The organism is Sphingomonas sp. Leaf5 (assembly GCF_001421155.1).
In the GTDB taxonomy this organism is placed as follows: domain Bacteria; phylum Pseudomonadota; class Alphaproteobacteria; order Sphingomonadales; family Sphingomonadaceae; genus Sphingomonas.
In genome coordinates this window covers 12,959-30,371 of the sequence record NZ_LMJZ01000005.1, presented here as the reverse complement: position 1 = coordinate 30,371, position 17,413 = coordinate 12,959, and the positions used below count along the sequence as shown (strand labels likewise).

The following is a 17,413-nucleotide window of genomic DNA, read 5'->3' as shown; positions in this document are numbered from 1 at the left end:
TTGAAAACTCGCGGCAGAGCGAGTTTCGCCGGCACCGCAAAAATGCGCCACGGCGCATTTTCAAACGGACTCCTAAACTGACACACCCGTCAACTGTTCGACCAGTTGCATCTGCCGCGGCAGGCAGACCGACAGGGCGCACCGCCCGACGGCGGTCGCCCGGGCTGCCTTGCGCAGGCGCAAATGGTCGCCGCGATCGGCAAGGGTGGCGATGATCCGGTCGGCGATGGCGGCGGGGTCGTGAAAGGGGACCAGATGGCCGTTGATGCCGGGTTCGAGGAATTCGAGCACCGGCGCGGTATCCGACGCGACCATGACGCAGCCGGTCGCCATCGCCTCGACGAACGACCAAGACAGCACGAACGGCACGGTCAGATAGGTGTGGACGCTGGAGACGCGCAGCAGCGACAGATAGTTCGCATAGGACAGCTTGCCGGTGAAATGGACGCGATCGGCGAACGGACCGGTGGTCAGCGGCACCTCCAGCTCCATCTGCTCGCGCCACGATCGCCCTTCGGGGGCGGGCGCGCCATAGCTGACCTGATCGCCGCCGGTGATGACGACTTGCGCGTCGGGCCGGGCGGTCAGGATGGCGGGCAGCGCGCGGATGAAGGACGGATAGCCGCGATAGGGTTCGAGGTTGCGCGCGACATAGGTGATGACCTCGTCCTGCCGCGACAGCGTGCGCCCGTCGGGCAGGCGGAAGCGCGCCGCCGGATCGGGCTTCACCACATCGGTCTCGACCCCGTCGAAGATGGTGCGGATGCGGGGCTGATAGATGTCGGGGTGGCGGCTGCGCTGCCATTCGGTCGGCGCGATGCCGGCATCGGCCATGTCGAGGCTGAGCAGCAGATGCGCGTTGCGCGCCCGCGTGCGACATACGGTGTCGAGATCGGCGGGCTGCGCCGGATCGAAACCGACATCGGCCCCGGCGCCATGATAATAGAATTCGGCATAGCTGAGGATGACGGCGCGCGGGAACACGTCGCGCACGAACATCATCTCGCCCCAGCCCGGATGGCCGATGACGATCGTCGGCACGAACCCTTCGCGTTTCAGCTGGAGCAGCGTGCGCGCGACCTGCTGCCCGTAGCGGACGCTGGCTTCGTACAGGCGGACATAATGATGGGTGGTCGGATTGGCCGGACGCGGCGCTTCATAGCCGACACAGCGGACGCCGGGAATATCGACGCCTTTGCCACGCGTTACGAAGACGACGCGATGTTTTCCCGAAGCCGCCAGCGCCGGCGCAAGGTTCTTGAACTGCGCCGGCATGTTCTGGTGAATAAACAATATGTCCAACCGCAATACTCCATTCGGGGTAGGCGAGAATATTCGTAAACTGTCTGTCAATAGACTGGTAAAACTATTGAGTATTTACGTTCAAGTAACCATTATGTCGCGCATTTCCGACAATGGGTCGGGTGGTTGACGACGATGGCGAGGGGCGCGCCGTCGGACGTGGGGGGATGACAGATGGCGAACTATAGCGGCACCACCGGTGGCGACAATTACTCGGGCACCGCCACGGACGACAGCATCGCCGGCAATGGCGGCAACGATACGCTGTACGGCAATGCCGGCAACGACAGCATCGACGGCGGCGACGGTAACGACGTGCTGTACGGCAATGACGGCAACGACACCGTGCGCGGCGGGGCGGGCGACGATGTCATCGAGGATTATCGCGGCAGCAACGTCCTCGACGGCGGCACCGGCAACGACACGTTCAACGGCGTCGGCTATATGGACGGTGGCAGCACCGGCGGTGCCGACACGATCACCACCGGCGCGGGTCGCGACACGCTGCGCGTCGATGGCTATGGCGTCCGCAATTTCCCGCTGAGCTTCCTCGCCGACACCGTCACCGACTTCACCACCGGCGCGTCGGGCGACGTCATCGACCTGTCCGAGGTCGTCAACGATCTGATCGGCTATAGCGCGGGCACCAACCCGTTCCTCACCGGGTTCCTGTCGGCGGTGCAGTCGGGCAGCGACACGCTGATCCGCATCGATATCGATGCCGGTGCCACCGCGCACAGCATCAAGACGCTGCTGGTGCTCAAGAACGTCACCGCCACTGCGCTGGTCGCGAGCAATTTCGCGCCGAGCTGGAGCCCGACCGGGGTGGGCGAGACGATCACCGGCACCCCGCTGGCCGATACGCTGACCGGTACCGATTCCAACGACCTGATCGATGGCGGGGCCTTTGCCGACCGGATCGACGGCGGCGGCGGCAACGACACGATCCGGGGCGGATCGATGGGCGACACGCTGATCGGCGGATATGGCAATGACTCGATCGATGGCGGCGACGGGCGTGATTCGATCCTGGGCGGGGCCGGCAACGACACGCTGATCGGCGGCGCGGGCGACGACATTTTCGAGGACAATGCCGGGGCCAACATCATCGATGCCGGGGCGGGCGACGACGAGATCCGCTTCGTCGGCAGCGGCCGGAACGAAGCGGGCGGCGCGGACACGATCACGCTGGGCGCGGGCAACGATACGCTGACGATCGACGGCTATGGCCTCTATGCGTATCCGTCGAACCAGCACACCGATATCGTCACCGACTTCGTGGCCGGCAGCACCGAGAACCGCGACGTCATCGACCTGAACGACGTCACCTCCTATCTGTCGGGCTGGGATTCGAACACCAATCCGTTCGCGACCGGATTCCTGCGGCTGTTGCAGTCGGGCAGCAACACGCTGCTCCAATACGACCGCGACGGGGCGGGCACCGGCTATGGCTGGGTGTCGGTGCTGCAACTGAACGGCGTGACCGCGACCGCGATGACCGCCGCCAATTTCATCGGCTATGCGCCCGCCGACAAGGGCTATGTCCTGACCGGCGGCGAAGGACGCGACGTGCTGAACGGGTCGCTGGTCGCCGATACCCTGTCGGGCGGCGTGGGCGACGATGTGCTGCGCGGCGCTGCGGGCAATGACAGCCTCGACGGCGGGGCGGGCAACGATCAGCTCTATGGCGATGCCGGCAACGATACGGTCGCGGGCGGCGACGGCAACGACACGCTGTACGGCAATGCCGGCAACGACAGCCTGCTGGGCGGGGCGGGCAACGATGTTTTCAGCGATACCGAAGGCAACAATACGCTGCTGGGCGGCGATGGCGACGACCGGTTCGACTATGTCGGCTATGGTGCCGGTACCGACCGCTTCGTCGGCGGGGCAGGGCGCGACACGTTCCAGACCTATTATTACTACGCCAATCAGGGCGCGGACACGATCGCCGGGTTCGAAGGCGGCGCGGGCGGCGACATCGTCGACGGCTATTGGAACTTCTCGAACCTCGCCACCGGCGCGAACCCGTTCACGACCGGGCATCTGCGGCTGATCGCCAGCGGCGGCAACACCCTGCTCCAGATCGACCAGGATGGCGGTGCCAACAACTGGGCGACGTGGCTGACGTTCGAAGGGATCGCGCCCGCGGCCTTCACCCGCGACAATTTCACGCTGGGTTTCGCACCCAATGCGCAGGGACTGGTGCTGACCGGCAGTGCGCTGGCGCAGGAGATCAACGGCAGCAACGACGGCGATACCATCACCGGCCTCGGCGGCAATGACACGCTGAACGGCAATTACGGCGCGGACAGCATCGACGGCGGCACCGGCGACGACAGCCTGTATGGCGGCGGGCAGAACGACGCGCTGCTGGGCGGCGACGGCAACGACTATCTGAACGGCAATGAAGGCGACGACGACGTCGAGGGCGGTTTGGGCGACGATCGGCTGTATGGCGAAGGCGGCAACGATACGCTGGCCGGCGATGCGGGCAACGACTATATCGATGGCGGCGACGGCAACGACAGCCTGATCGGCGGCGATGGCGACGACACGATCGAGGCGGTGTACGGCAACGACACGGTGGTCGCTGGTGCAGGCAACGACAGTGTCCGGGGCGGCTATTATTACTATGCCGGCAACGCGACGGTCGATCTGGGCGATGGCGACGACACGTTCAGCAGCGAAATCGGCTATGGGGGGTCGGTCGATACGGTGACCGGCGGGGCCGGGCGCGATACCTATATCCTGTCGGCCTATCCGACGACGACGGCCAACCTGACCGTCATCACCGACTTCGCGACCGGCGCGGGTGGCGACCGGCTCCAGATCGACACCGATTATTTCCAGAACTGGGACCCGTCGACCAACCCGTTCACCGCCGGCTATCTGCGCTTCACGACCGAAAGCGGCGCGGTCATATTGCAGGTCGACAACGACGCCGGCGCCACCGGCTATGCGTGGCGGACGATCGCCCGGTTCGCAGGGGTGACGAACCCGGCCGCCTTCACCGCCGACAATTTCACGACCTGGTATCGTCCCGGCTTTGTCGGCGCGACCCTGACCGGCGATGCCAACAGCCAGCGGATCGACGGGACGCCGATGGGCGACACCCTTTCCGGGCTGGGGGGCGATGACTCGCTCTATGGCGGCACCGGCAACGACAGCATCGATGGCGGCACCGGCAACGATTATCTCGACGGGGGTGAGGGCAACGACACGCTGGTCGGCGGGGCCGGCAACGACACGCTGATCGGGCAGGGCGGGAATGACAGCCTGTCCGGTGGCGACGGCGACGACGTGTTCGGTACCAGCGACGCCGGCAACGACACGCTTGACGGCGGGGCAGGCGACGACAGTTTCGGCTATTCGCAGGGCGATGACAGCTTCGTCGGCGGCGACGGCGACGACAGTTTCGGCGACTATGCCGGCGCGGATAGTTTCAGCGGCGGTGCCGGCGACGACCGGTTCGACTATGTCGGCCATAGTCAAGGCAATGACAGCTATGGCGGCGGCACCGGCCGCGATCGCTACAACCTCTATTACCTGTTCAACCAGACGCCGATCGTCAGCACGATCACCGACTTCGCCACCGGCAGCGGCGGCGACCTGATCGTCCTCGATCAGGCGGGGCTGGCGCTCGGCGGCGAGCAGATGGATGCGACCAAGCTGATCTCGGGTGGCTGGATGCGGCTGCGCCAGGTCGGCAGCGATACCGCGGTCGATTTCGACCAGAATGGCGGCGGCGACAATTTCCAGCAATATCTGCTGCTCAAGAACGTCACCGCGACCGCACTGACGCCTGACAATTTCACCCCCGACCTGCGCTCGACCGGCACCTATGTGACGCTGAGCGGTACGGCCGGCGCCGACAGCTTTACCGGTGCCGGCTACGACAATTATTCGGGCCTCGCCGGGAACGATACCATCAACGGCGCGCAGGGTGCCGACACGCTGTACGGCAATGACGGCGCGGATTCGATCAGCGGCGGCGAGCGCAACGACCAGCTGATGGGCGGTGCCGGCAACGACACGCTCGATGGTGGCGACGATAACGACGCGCTCTATGGCGAGGGCGACAACGACCTGCTGTCGGGTGGTGCGGGCGACGACTATCTGGACGGCGGCGCTGGCCTCGATACGCTGATCGGCGGCAGCGGCGACGATAATCTGTCGGGCAATAGCGAGGCCGACAGTCTCGATGGCGGGATTGGCAACGATACGCTGGACGGCAGTGCCGGCAACGACACGTTGTCCGGTGGTGACGGCAACGACCGGTTTCAGGATTATCAGGGCGCGAACAGCGTCACCGGCGGGGCCGGCGACGATTATTTCCGCTATGTCGGCTATAGCGGCGGCACCGATACGCTGACCGGCGGCGACGGGCGCGATACCTATGAACTGACGTCGGTTTCGTCCAGCAACGTGACCGCCGATCGCATCACCGATTTCGCGGTCGGGGCGGACGGCGATGTCGTCTCGCTGGCGTCGCTCGGCAGCTATATGACCGGCTATGTCGCCGGCACCAATCCGTTCGCGTCGGGCTATCTGCGACTGGTGGTCAGCGGCAGCGACCGGGTGTTGCAGGTCGACTGGAACGGCGCGACCGGCGGGGCGACGTGGGTCGACCTCATCACCTTCGCCGGAAAGGCGGGCGCGACCTTCACCCGCGACAATTTCGTCATCGGCGACGTGCGTATCGACCCGGCCGGGGTCGGCCAGACCGTTACCGGATCGGCGCAGGACGACCGTATCGCCGGAACGGCCGATGCCGACAGCGTCACCGGCGGGTCGGGCGACGACACGGTCGATGGCAATGGCGGGCATGATTCCGTCGCGGGCGGTGACGGCGACGACCTGCTCTATGGCGAACAGGGCAACGACACGCTGTCGGGCGATGCCGGTAACGACCAACTGCAAGGCGGGATCGGCAACGACAGCCTGACCGGCGGGGACGGCAACGATAATCTGAGCGGGCAGGAAGACGGCGACACGCTGGCGGGCGGGGCCGGCAACGATAATCTGAGCGGCGGCAGCGGCAACGACCGGATCGATGGCGGCACCGGCAACGATACGATCGACGGCGAGGACGGCAACGACACGCTGCTCGGCGGCGACGGCAATGACATATTCCGCGACTATACCGGTGCCGACAGCATCGACGGCGGGGCCGGCGACGACCGGTTCGACTATGTCGGGTACAATACCGGCGCGGATACCATCACCGGCGGTGCCGGTCGCGACAGCTATGTCTTCTATCCCTATGGGCAACAGGTCCAGACGACCATCACCGACTTCGCGACCGGTGGGGACGGTGACGTCGTCGATGTAGCGCAATTGCTTGGGCAGCTTCAGAATTACACCGGCACGGTCAATCCGTGGACCGACGGGCATTTCCGGCTGACCGCCGATGGCGGCACCGACACGCTGCTGCAATGGGACCGCGACGGTGGCGGTAATGCGTGGACGACGCTGATCCGGTTCCAGAACGTCCTGCCCGCCGCCTTCCAGACCGCGAACTTCACCGGTGGGTGGAGCATCGACGGCGCGGGCCAGTTACAGCAGGGCAGCGACGGCGACGACCGGGTCACCGGGTCGAACGATCGCGATACGCTGACCGGCGGCCTTGGCGACGATACGCTGAGCGGCGGCAACGGTAACGACAGCATCGCCGGTGGTGCGGGCAACGACAATCTGTCCGGGGATGGCGGTAATGACACCATCGTCGGCGATGCCGGAAACGACACGATCGATGGCGGCGATGGCAATGACAGCCTCAGCGGCGGGCTTGGCGACGACACGATCGAAGGCACTGGGGGGAATGATACGATCAGCGGCGGTGCCGGCAACGACCGGCTGTCCGACTATGGTGGTACGAACGTCATCGATGGCGGCGATGGCGACGACCTGTTCTACAATATCGGCTCGTGGCAGGGGCAAGCCGTCACGAACACGCTGACGGGCGGTCTTGGGCGCGACACGTACGACTTCTACGAATATTCGATCCGCTATCCAGTGGCGGGTTCCGGCATAACGACGATTACCGATTTCACCGCCGGCACCGGTGGCGACGTCATCAACCTCGGCACCGGCTATATGTCCGGCGTCGACGGCGGCAATCCGTTCGAAACCGGCCATATGCGGCTGTTGCAGGACGGTGCCGACACGCTGTTGCAGGTCGATCATGACGGCACCGCCGCCACGCTTGGCTGGCAGACGGTGGCGCGGTTGCAGAATGTCGTCGCGACGGCGCTCAACTACGACAATTTCGCGAATGGCGTCGGCCCGGTCGGCGTTACCCGCACCGGTACGCAGTTCGACGATGATCTCGACGGTACCGGCAGCCCCGACCGGATCGAGGGGCTGGGTGGCGACGACACGATCGATGGCGGCCTGGGCCGCGACACGATCACGGGCGGCGCGGGCCGCGACCGGATCGATGGCGGGCAGGGCGACGACAGCCTCTCGGGCGGCGACGGCAGCGACTGGTTCAACGACCAATATGGCCAGAACACCGTGTCGGGCGGCGATGGTGACGATACGTTCAGCTATGTCCGCGGCGTCGTGTCCGGCGATGCCGGCGACGACTATTTCGACAATGCCGGTTACGACGCCTTTGTCGACACGCTCGACGGTGGTGCCGGGCAGGACGTGTTCCGCCTGAACGGCTATTCTCTGCGCTATGGCGACGGCACCGCCGACGTCATCCAGAACTTCACCGCCGGGGCCGGCGGCGACGTGCTCGACGTGTCGAACGTCGTGGCCTATTTCACCAACTTTACCGCCGGCCAGAACCCGTTCCTGACCGGGCATATGCGCCTGCTGGGCGCGGCGGGCGAGCTGTTCCTCCAGGCCGATTTCGACGCCGCCGGCACCGCCACGGGCTGGAAGACGATCGCGATCCTGCGGGGCATGGACACGTCGGTGTCCGAGGAACTGACCCTCTACAACTTCACGCCGTCGATCTCGCCGAGCGGCATCGGCCTGTTGATCCAGGGCAGCGAGGCGGCGGATTCGCTGCCGGGATCGAACTCGAACGACACGATCGAGGGGCTGGGCGGCAACGACACCATCGACGGCAATGGCGGCGACGATTCGATCTCGGGCGGGGCCGGCGACGACCGGATCGAGGGCGATACCGGCAACGACACGCTGCGCGGCGATGCCGGCAACGACACCATCACCGACGTGACCGGCACCAACCGGATCGAAGGGGGCGCGGGCAATGATTATCTGAGCGGCACCGGCACCCTGCTGGGCGGGGCGGACAACGACCAGCTCTTCGGGTCGGGATCGCTCGACGGCGGCGACGGCGACGACGCGATGTCGCTGTACAGCGGCACCGCGACGGGCGGTGCCGGCACCGACACGCTCGACGCATCGTCGGCGGGTGCGGGCGTGCAGATGACCGGCGATGCCGGCAATGACAGCCTGCGCGGATCGGCGTCGGCCGACCGACTGGACGGCGGCGCGGACGCCGACACGATCGACGGTGGCGCGGGGGCCGATACGCTGCTGGGCGGCACCGGCGACGACCTGCTGTTCGCCGGGGCCGGTGCCGACAGCATCGACGGCGGCAGCGGATCGGACATGGTCCGCGTCGCCGGGCGGATGGCCGATTTCTCGATCACCGCCGGGGCCAATGGCACCACGATCCTGACCGACCTGCGCAGCGGCAGCCCGCTGGGCACCGATACGCTGTCGGGGGTCGAGCTGCTCCAGTTCGACGACGACGAATATGCGCTGGTCAGCACGCCGGGGATCTTCTGGCAGGACTCGGCCGGCATCGACGACCGCATTCCCAATGCGACGCTGACCTCGGCCACGCTGGCCGGCGACGACACGCTCTATGGCAATTCGGGCTTCGACATCATCGATGCCGGGTTCGGCAATGACTCGGTGCGTGGCGGCGTCGGCAACGACGTGCTCTATGGCCAGTCGGGCCGCGACACGCTGGAGGGTGGCGAGGGCGACGACACGCTGTGGGGCGGGACGGGTCAGGACGTGCTCGACGGCGGCGACGATGCCGACTGGCTGTATGGCGATGGCGGGTCGGACACGCTGCGCGGCAGCACCGGCAACGACCGGTTGGAGGACAGCCTCGGCAGCAACCGCCTGTACGGCGATACCGGTAACGACACGCTGATCGGCACCGGCACGCTGGAGGGCGGGATCGGCAACGACGCGCTCTCGGGCAGCGGGCTGCTCGATGGCGGCGTCGGCAACGATGCGCTGTCGGGTGAAGGCACGCTGATCGGGGGCGACGGCATCGACACGCTGTCGGGGTCGGGAACGCTGCTCGGCGGGATCGGCAACGACGCGATCAACATCGTGTCGGGCGCCGCCTATGGCGAGGCGGGCAACGACACCATCGCCACCGCCTGGCCGTGGAGCGGGCCGGTCACCATGGACGGTGGCGCGGGCGACGATCGCCTGACCGGCTTCTATGGCACGCGCGAGACGCTGCTGGGTGGCGACGGGTCCGACACGCTGTCGGGCGGGCGCTATCCGGGCGTGTCGACCGATAACGACAGCCTCGACGGCGGGGCGGGCAACGACACGCTCGACGGCGGCGATGGCGACGACACGATCGTCGGCGGCGGCGATTACGACGTCGCGCTGTATAGCGGGACGCGCGCTTTCGCATCGGTGATCCGCGACGGCAATGGCGGCTATATCGTCGCCGACAACCGCGACGGGCGCGGCGTCGACGGCACCGATCAGGTGCGCGGCATCACCACGCTGCGCTTCACCGACCTCGATTTCGACGTGACCGCCGCCAACACCGGCATCGTCATCGGCGGCACGACCGCCGCCGACCGCCTGACCGGCACCGCGTTCGACGACAGCGTCACCGGCGGCGACGGCAACGACACGATCGACGGCGGGGCGGGTAACGACCGGATCGTCGCCGGCACCGGTGCGGACAGCGTGGCCGGTAGCGCCGGCAACGACGTCATCTATGGCGAGGCCGGGGTCGACACGATCGACGGCGGCATCGGGGCCGACTGGATCGACGGCGGCGCGGATGGCGACAGCATCGCCGGCGGCGACGGCAACGACACCATCGTCCAGAGCGCGGGGGCCGACACGATCGACGGCGGCGCGGGCGACGATCGCATCACCGACTATGACGACAACGGCAACGTCCTGTCGGGCGGCGACGGCAACGACACGATCGGCGGCAACGGCACGCTGACCGGGGGCCTCGGCAATGACAGCATCAGCGGCAGCGGGCTGCTCGACGGTGAAGCCGGCAACGACACGCTGAACGGATCGGGGCTGGTGCGCGGCGGCGACGGCAACGACGTCGTCTATGTGTCGAGCGGCAGCGGACAGGGCAATGACGGCAACGACACGCTGTCGGGCTATTATGCCAGCGACCTGCTGCTCGACGGCGGATCGGGCGCGGATTCGATCTCGGGCGGCAGCGGCAGCGACACGCTGCTGGGCGGTGCGGGCGACGATACCATCCTGGGCGGCGGCGGGACCGACACGGTCTATGGCGGGTCGGGCTTCGACAAACTCATCTATAACGGCCGCCGGTCGGATTACAGCATCGTCAATAACAGCGACGGCAGCATCACCGTGCAGGACCTGCGCGGCGGCAGCCCCAACGGCACCGACCGGGTATACGGCGTCGAGCTGCTCCAGTTCGACAGCGGCGACGAACAGACGCTGCCGGGCAGCAATGTCGGGCTGGTGCTGACCGGCACCGCGTTCGACGACATCCTGATCGGCGACAGCGGCAACGACACCATCACCGGCCTCGCCGGCAACGACCGCCTCGGCGGCGACGACGGCAACGACATCATCGATGCCGGGGCGGGCAACGACGTGGTGACCGGCGATTCCGGGTCGGACACGCTGACCGGCGGGACCGGCAACGATTATGTCGACGGCGGCACCGGCACGGATTCGATCAGTGCGGGCGACGGCAACGACACCGTCTATGGCGGTCTTGGCGACGATACGATCGATGCCGGGGCGGACGCCGATTATGTCGATGATGTCGGCGGTTTGAACCGCATCCTCGGCGGCACCGGCAACGATACGCTGAACGGCAACGGATCGCTCTATGGCGGCGATGGCGACGACCGGATCACCGGCAACCTCTATACGACCGGCCTGTTGTCCGGCGATGCCGGCAACGACAGCCTGACCGGCTATGGCACCTTGGACGGCGGCATCGGTGCCGACACGCTGCTGGTCGGGACCGGCGGCACCGGCACCGGCGGGGCGGGCAACGACACGCTGTCGGGCTGGCAGCCCTATGGCTATGACGGCGCGCAGACGCTGGACGGCGGGGCCGACAACGACGTCGTCTATGGCAATTGGAGTGCCGACAGCCTGATCGGCGGCACCGGCAACGACTGGCTGTCGGGCGGCGATGCCAGCGACACGCTGGTCGGCGGCGATGGCGAGGATACCGCCTCGTTCGAAATGGCGCGCGAGACCGCGTCGGTCGTCCGCGACGGCAATGGCGGCTATTTCGTCGTCGACAATCGCCGCAACCTCGGCACCGATCGCCTGTCGGGCGTCGAACGGGCGACCTTCGCCAACGCCGCCTTCGCCCTGTCGGCGGCGACGGCGGGCATGGTGTTCAACGGGACGGCGGGCAACGACACGCTGACCGGCACCGAACTGGATGATTCGATCAGCGGCGCGGGACTGCCGGCCGGGGTCACCGCGCCCAATACCGGCATCGACGATCCCGATCAGGACCGGGGCGACGACCGCCTGTTCGGTCTGGGCGGCAACGACCGCATCTTTGGCGGGCGCGGGGCCGACCTGCTCGACGGTGGCGTCGGCTATGACGTGCTCGACGGCGGGGCCGACAATGACACGCTGCTGGGCGGCAGCGACGACGACCAGCTGTTCGGCGGCGCGGGCAATGACAGCCTCGACGGCGGCATCGGCAACGACACCATCGATGGCGGCACCGGCAACGACCGGGCGCTCGGCGGCGATGGCGACGACGCCATCACCGGCGGCGGCGGCACCGACGAACTGGTCGGCGGCGCCGGTCGCGACGCGCTCTATGGCGACGGCACCTTGAGCGGCGGCGACGGCGGCGACGTCCTGTCGGGCAGCGGCCAGTTGCTGGGGGATGCCGGCAACGACACGATCACCATCGGATCGGGCAACGCGCTGGGCGGTGACGGCAACGACGCCATCACCGGCTATGGCATCCTGCGCGGCGAAGCGGGCAATGACGCGCTCGGCGTCTATACCGGCGCGATCGGCTATGGCGATGCCGGCAACGACACGCTGACCGGCACCGCGCCCTTCGGCATCGACGGCGCACAGACGCTCGACGGTGGCGAGGGCGACGACGTCCTCTATGGCAATTATGGCGAGGATTCGCTGCTCGGCGGCGGCGGTGCCGACTGGATTTCGGGCGGTGCCGGCAACGACGTGATCGACGGCGGCAGCGGCGGCGATTTCCTCGCGGGCAATGGCGGCAACGACACCATCGACGGCGGCGGGTCGGGCGCGCTGACCCCCGACATCGTCCGCTATTACGGCAATCGCAACGACTTCACCGTGACGGAGACCAATGGCGTCGTCACCGTGACCGACAACCGCCCCGGATCGCCCGAGGGCACCGACACGCTGACCGATGTCCGCGTGCTGCGCTTCGACGATGCCGACTACATCGCCCGGGCCAATCCCGGCGTGTATCTGCGCGGCGGATCGGGCAACGACACGATCGGCGACATCACCACCGGTTCGTCGTCGGGCGTGGTCAACGTCACCAACCCGTCGGGGCCGCGCTTCGCCGGATCGGGCGACGACACGCTGGAGGGGCAGGGCGGCAATGACTCGATCCGCGGTCTGGCGGGCGAGGACAGCATCCTTGCCGGCGCGGGTAACGACAGCATCGACGGCGGGACCGAGGCCGACCGGATCTATGGCGAGGCGGGCGACGACCTGCTCGACGGCGGCGACGACGACGATCTGGTCGTCGGCGGCACCGGCAATGACTCGATCCTCGGCGGCATCGGCGAGGATATTCTGGCCGGCGGCGACCTGACCATCACCCAACCGGTCGATCCGGTCACCGGTTTGCCGGTGGGCGGTCCGGTGCTGGGCGTCGAGACGATCGGCGGCGGCAACGACACGCTGCGCGGCGGGGACGACGACGACAGCATCTATGGCGGATCGGGCCTCGACAGCCTGTCCGGCGATGCCGGCAACGACCTGATCTTTGGCGGCATGGATGCCGACACGATCGACGGCGGCACCGGCGACGACGCGCTGTATGGCGAGGATGGCAACGACATCCTGACCGGCGGTTCGGGCGTCGATACGCTGTCGGGCGGTGCGGGCAACGACACGCTGACCGGCTTCGGTGTCCTGTCGGGCGATGCCGGCAACGATACGCTGACCGGCGGCGGCACGCTGTCGGGCGGCGAGGGGGCCGATATCCTGACCACGGGCAGCGGCAACGACCTGCTCGACGGTGGCGATGGCGACGATATGCTGACCGCCGGCGAAGGCAGCGACACGCTGATCGGCGGGGCGGGCACCGACCGGGCGATCATCGGTGGAGCGCGTGCCAACTTCACCGTCGCGGCGGGCGATGGCGGCGTGTACGTCATCGACAATCGCGGCGGCGGCGGCACCGATTTCCTGACCGGCATGGAAACGATCCAGTTCGCCGACGTGACGCAAGGGGCGGTCGGCGGCAGCGTGCTGCGCGGCGACGACGGTGCCAATGCGCTGACCGGCACCGCGCTCGACGACTATCTGCTCGGGGAATCGGGCAACGACACGCTGATCGGCGCGGCCGGCAACGACCGCATCTTCGGCTATAACGACGATGACTCGATCGCGGGCGGCAGCGGCAACGACGCGCTGTTCGCCGGGGCGGGCAACGACACCGTCGATGGCGGCGACAATGACGACCTGATCGACGGCTTCGACGGGGCCGACAGCGTGGTGGGCGGGACCGGCAACGACACCGTCACCGGCGGCTTCGGCAACGACACCATCGACGGCGGCACCGGCAACGACGTGCTGGCGGGCGACGCCAACCATGACAGTCTGCTGGGCGGCGCGGGCAGCGATACGCTGACCGGCGGGTCGGGCGACGACACGCTCGACGGCGGGGCCGACAACGACGTGCTGAACGATGGCGACGGCGCCAACCGGATGGACGGCGGTGCCGGCAACGACACGCTGTCCGGGTCGGGCACGCTGCTCGGCGGTCTCGGCAACGATCAGCTGGGCGGGACCGCCGATGCGTGGCTCGACGGCGGGGCCGGCGACGATACGATCGGCGGCAGCGGCGCGAACCTCTATGGTGGCGACGGCAACGACCGGATCACCGGATCGTCGGGGGCGGACACGCTGACCGGCGGCGACGACATCGGTGCCGATACGCTGGACGCAGGGGCCGGCAACGACGTGTTGCTGGGCGGGGCCGGCGACGACCGGTTGGTCGGCGGCGGCGGCAACGACCGGATCGACGGCGGCAATGGCTATGATATCGCCCTCTATTCCTCGGTCCGCGCCGACTATACCATCACCCAGGAATCGCCGGGCGTGTTCCGTGTCGTCGATAATCGCGGCGGCCTCGGCCCCGATGGCGACGACACGATCACCGGCGTCGAACTGCTGCGCTTCACCGATCAGGATCTGGTGCCCAGCGACGGCAATACCGGCATCGTCTATGACGGCAACGACGCCCCCGATAACCGTACGGGCGGCGAGGGCGACGACACGCTGCGCGGCTTCGGCGGCAACGACACGCTGGACGGCGGACCGGCGGGCAATGACAGCCTCGACGGCGGCAATGGCAACGACATCCTGATCGGCGGCACCGGCAACGACATTCTCGATGGCGGCGACGGCATCGACACGATGACCGGCGGCACCGGCAACGACCTGTACCGGGTCGAGGATGCGGCCGATATGATCGTCGAGGCGGCGAGCGGCGGCATCGACACGGTCGAGGCCGACCTGCCCGGCGGATCGGTGGCGACGATCAGCACCTATTCGATCGCGTCGCTGACCAATGTCGAAAACCTGACCTATACCGGCGGCCTGCGCTTCGTCGGCACCGGCAATGCGCTGGCCAACGTCATCACCGGCGGTGCGCTGGCCGATACCCTGAGCGGCGGGTCGGGCAACGACACGCTGATCGGCGGCACGGGTGCGGATTCGATGATCGGCGGCACCGGCGACGACACCTACGAAGTCGATCTGTCGACCGATATCGTCGTCGAATCGTCGGGCGGGGGTAGCGACACGGTCCGCACCGCGCTCGGCAGCCTGACCATCGCCGCGTTCGCGAACGTCGAAAACCTCGTCTATACCGGCACCGCCGGCTTCGTCGGCACCGGCAACGCATCCAGCAACCGCCTGACCGGCGGGGCGGGCAACGACACGCTGTCGGGCGGGTCGGGCAACGATACGCTCGACGGCGGCGCGGGCGTCGACCGTCTGGAGGGAGGATCGGGCAACGACACCTATCTCGTCGACACCACCACCGACACGCTGGTCGAAGTGTCGGGTGGCGGCACCGATACCATCGTCACCGGCCTGTCGAACTGGACGCTGGCGCTGTATTTCGAAGCGGTCACCTATACCGGCACCGCGGCGTTCACCGGCACCGGCAACGCTTCGGCCAACACCCTGACCGCCGGCAGCGGCAACGATACGCTGCGCGGCGGTGCCGGCGACGACAATCTCGTCGGCGGTGCGGGCAATGACTCGCTGGTCGGGGAGGGCGACGACGATACGCTCGACGGTGGCGCGGGCGACGATACGCTCGACGGCGGTCTGGGCAACGACGTCTATGTCCTCGACGGCAACGACCTGCTGATCGAGGCGGTGAATGGCGGCCGCGATACGGTGCGTACGGCGCGGAACAGCTATACGCTGGCCGCCAATTTCGAGAGTGTCGCGTTCACCGGCACCGGGGCGTTCACCGGCACCGGCAACGAACTGGCCAACGGTCTGACCGGGGGCAGCGGCAACGACCTGCTCTATGGCCTGGTCGGCAACGACACGCTGAACGGCGGGGTCGGTGTGGACACGATGGACGGCGGCATCGGCAACGACACCTATTATGTCGACAACATCGCCGACGTGATCGTCGAGGCGGCCGGCGGCGGCACCGACACGATCGTCACCTCGCTCGCCAGCTTCACGCTCGCCGCCACGCTCGAAAGCCTGAGCTTCAACGGCACCACCGGCTTCACCGGCATCGGCAACGACCTCGCCAATGCCCTGACCGGCGGCAAATATGCGGACTCGCTGACCGGGGGTGCCGGCAACGACACGCTCAGTGGCGGGACCGGGGTCGACACGCTGACCGGCGGCACCGGCGACGACGCGTACGTGGTCGACAATATCGGCGACGTGATCGTCGAGGCGGTTGGCGAGGGAACCGATACGGTCACCACCTCGCTGGTCAGCTACACGCTGGGTGCCAATCTGGAAAAACTGACCTATTCCAGCAGCAAGGCCTTCACCGGCACCGGCAACACGTTGAACAACGTCATCACAACCGGCAGCGGCACCGATCTGCTGCGGGGCCTCGACGGCAACGACACGCTGTCGTCGGGCAGCGGCAACGATACGCTGGAGGGCGGTACGGGCAGCGACGTGCTGACCGGCAGCACCGGCGGCGACGTGATGACCGGCGGTACGGGGGCGGATCGCTTCGTCTTTACCAAGGTGAGCGACTTCGGAACGGCCGATCTGCTCGACCGGATCACCGATTTCGTCGCGGCGGACGGCGATCGCATCGACCTCGCGACGATCGACCCGTCGAGCGCCAGCGGGAACCAGGCGTTCACCTTCATCGGCACCGCCGCGTTCACGACGACGACCCACACGACCTATGAACTACGGTATCAGGTCGCGGCCGACGGCTATCTGCTGGTACAGGGCGACAGCAACCGGGACGGCGTCGCCGACTTCGCGTTCCTGGTGTACGCGACGTCGCTCGGCGCGGGCGATTTCGTGCTGTAGCGGCTTGCTGGCGGTCGGTGCCTGTCACGGCACCGGCCGCCCCGGCCGGCACCGCTTTTTTGCAATGCAACATTTTTTGATCCGGAAAACCGGAATTTGCCCCGGATCGAAGCGCTTCGCC

The 17,413-nt window shown here is 67.4% G+C and carries 2 protein-coding genes; one reads left to right on the top strand and one right to left on the bottom strand.

The genetic code is table 11. From position 1 onward, the window contains the following. Nucleotides 1-72: 72 nt before the first annotated feature. The gene (locus ASE50_RS05640) at nt 73-1,302 is read right to left on the bottom strand and encodes a glycosyltransferase family 4 protein (protein ID WP_056396887.1); all 1,230 of its coding nucleotides are present in this window, start codon (nt 1,300-1,302) and stop codon (nt 73-75) included. A 174-nt stretch (nt 1,303-1,476) separates the two neighbouring features. On the opposite strand from ASE50_RS05640, the gene ASE50_RS19405 reads away from it, so the two are divergent. After that, nucleotides 1,477-17,292 (top strand): calcium-binding protein, encoded by a 15,816-nt coding sequence (locus ASE50_RS19405; protein ID WP_056396883.1) that lies wholly within the window; start codon nt 1,477-1,479, stop codon nt 17,290-17,292. Nucleotides 17,293-17,413 lie beyond the last annotated feature (121 nt).

Bases quoted from the DNA above. Each gene is read 5' to 3' on its own strand.
- ASE50_RS19405 (WP_056396883.1), top strand. From the start codon at position 1,477: ATGGCGAACTATAGCGGCACCACCGGTGGCGACAATTACTCGGGCACC.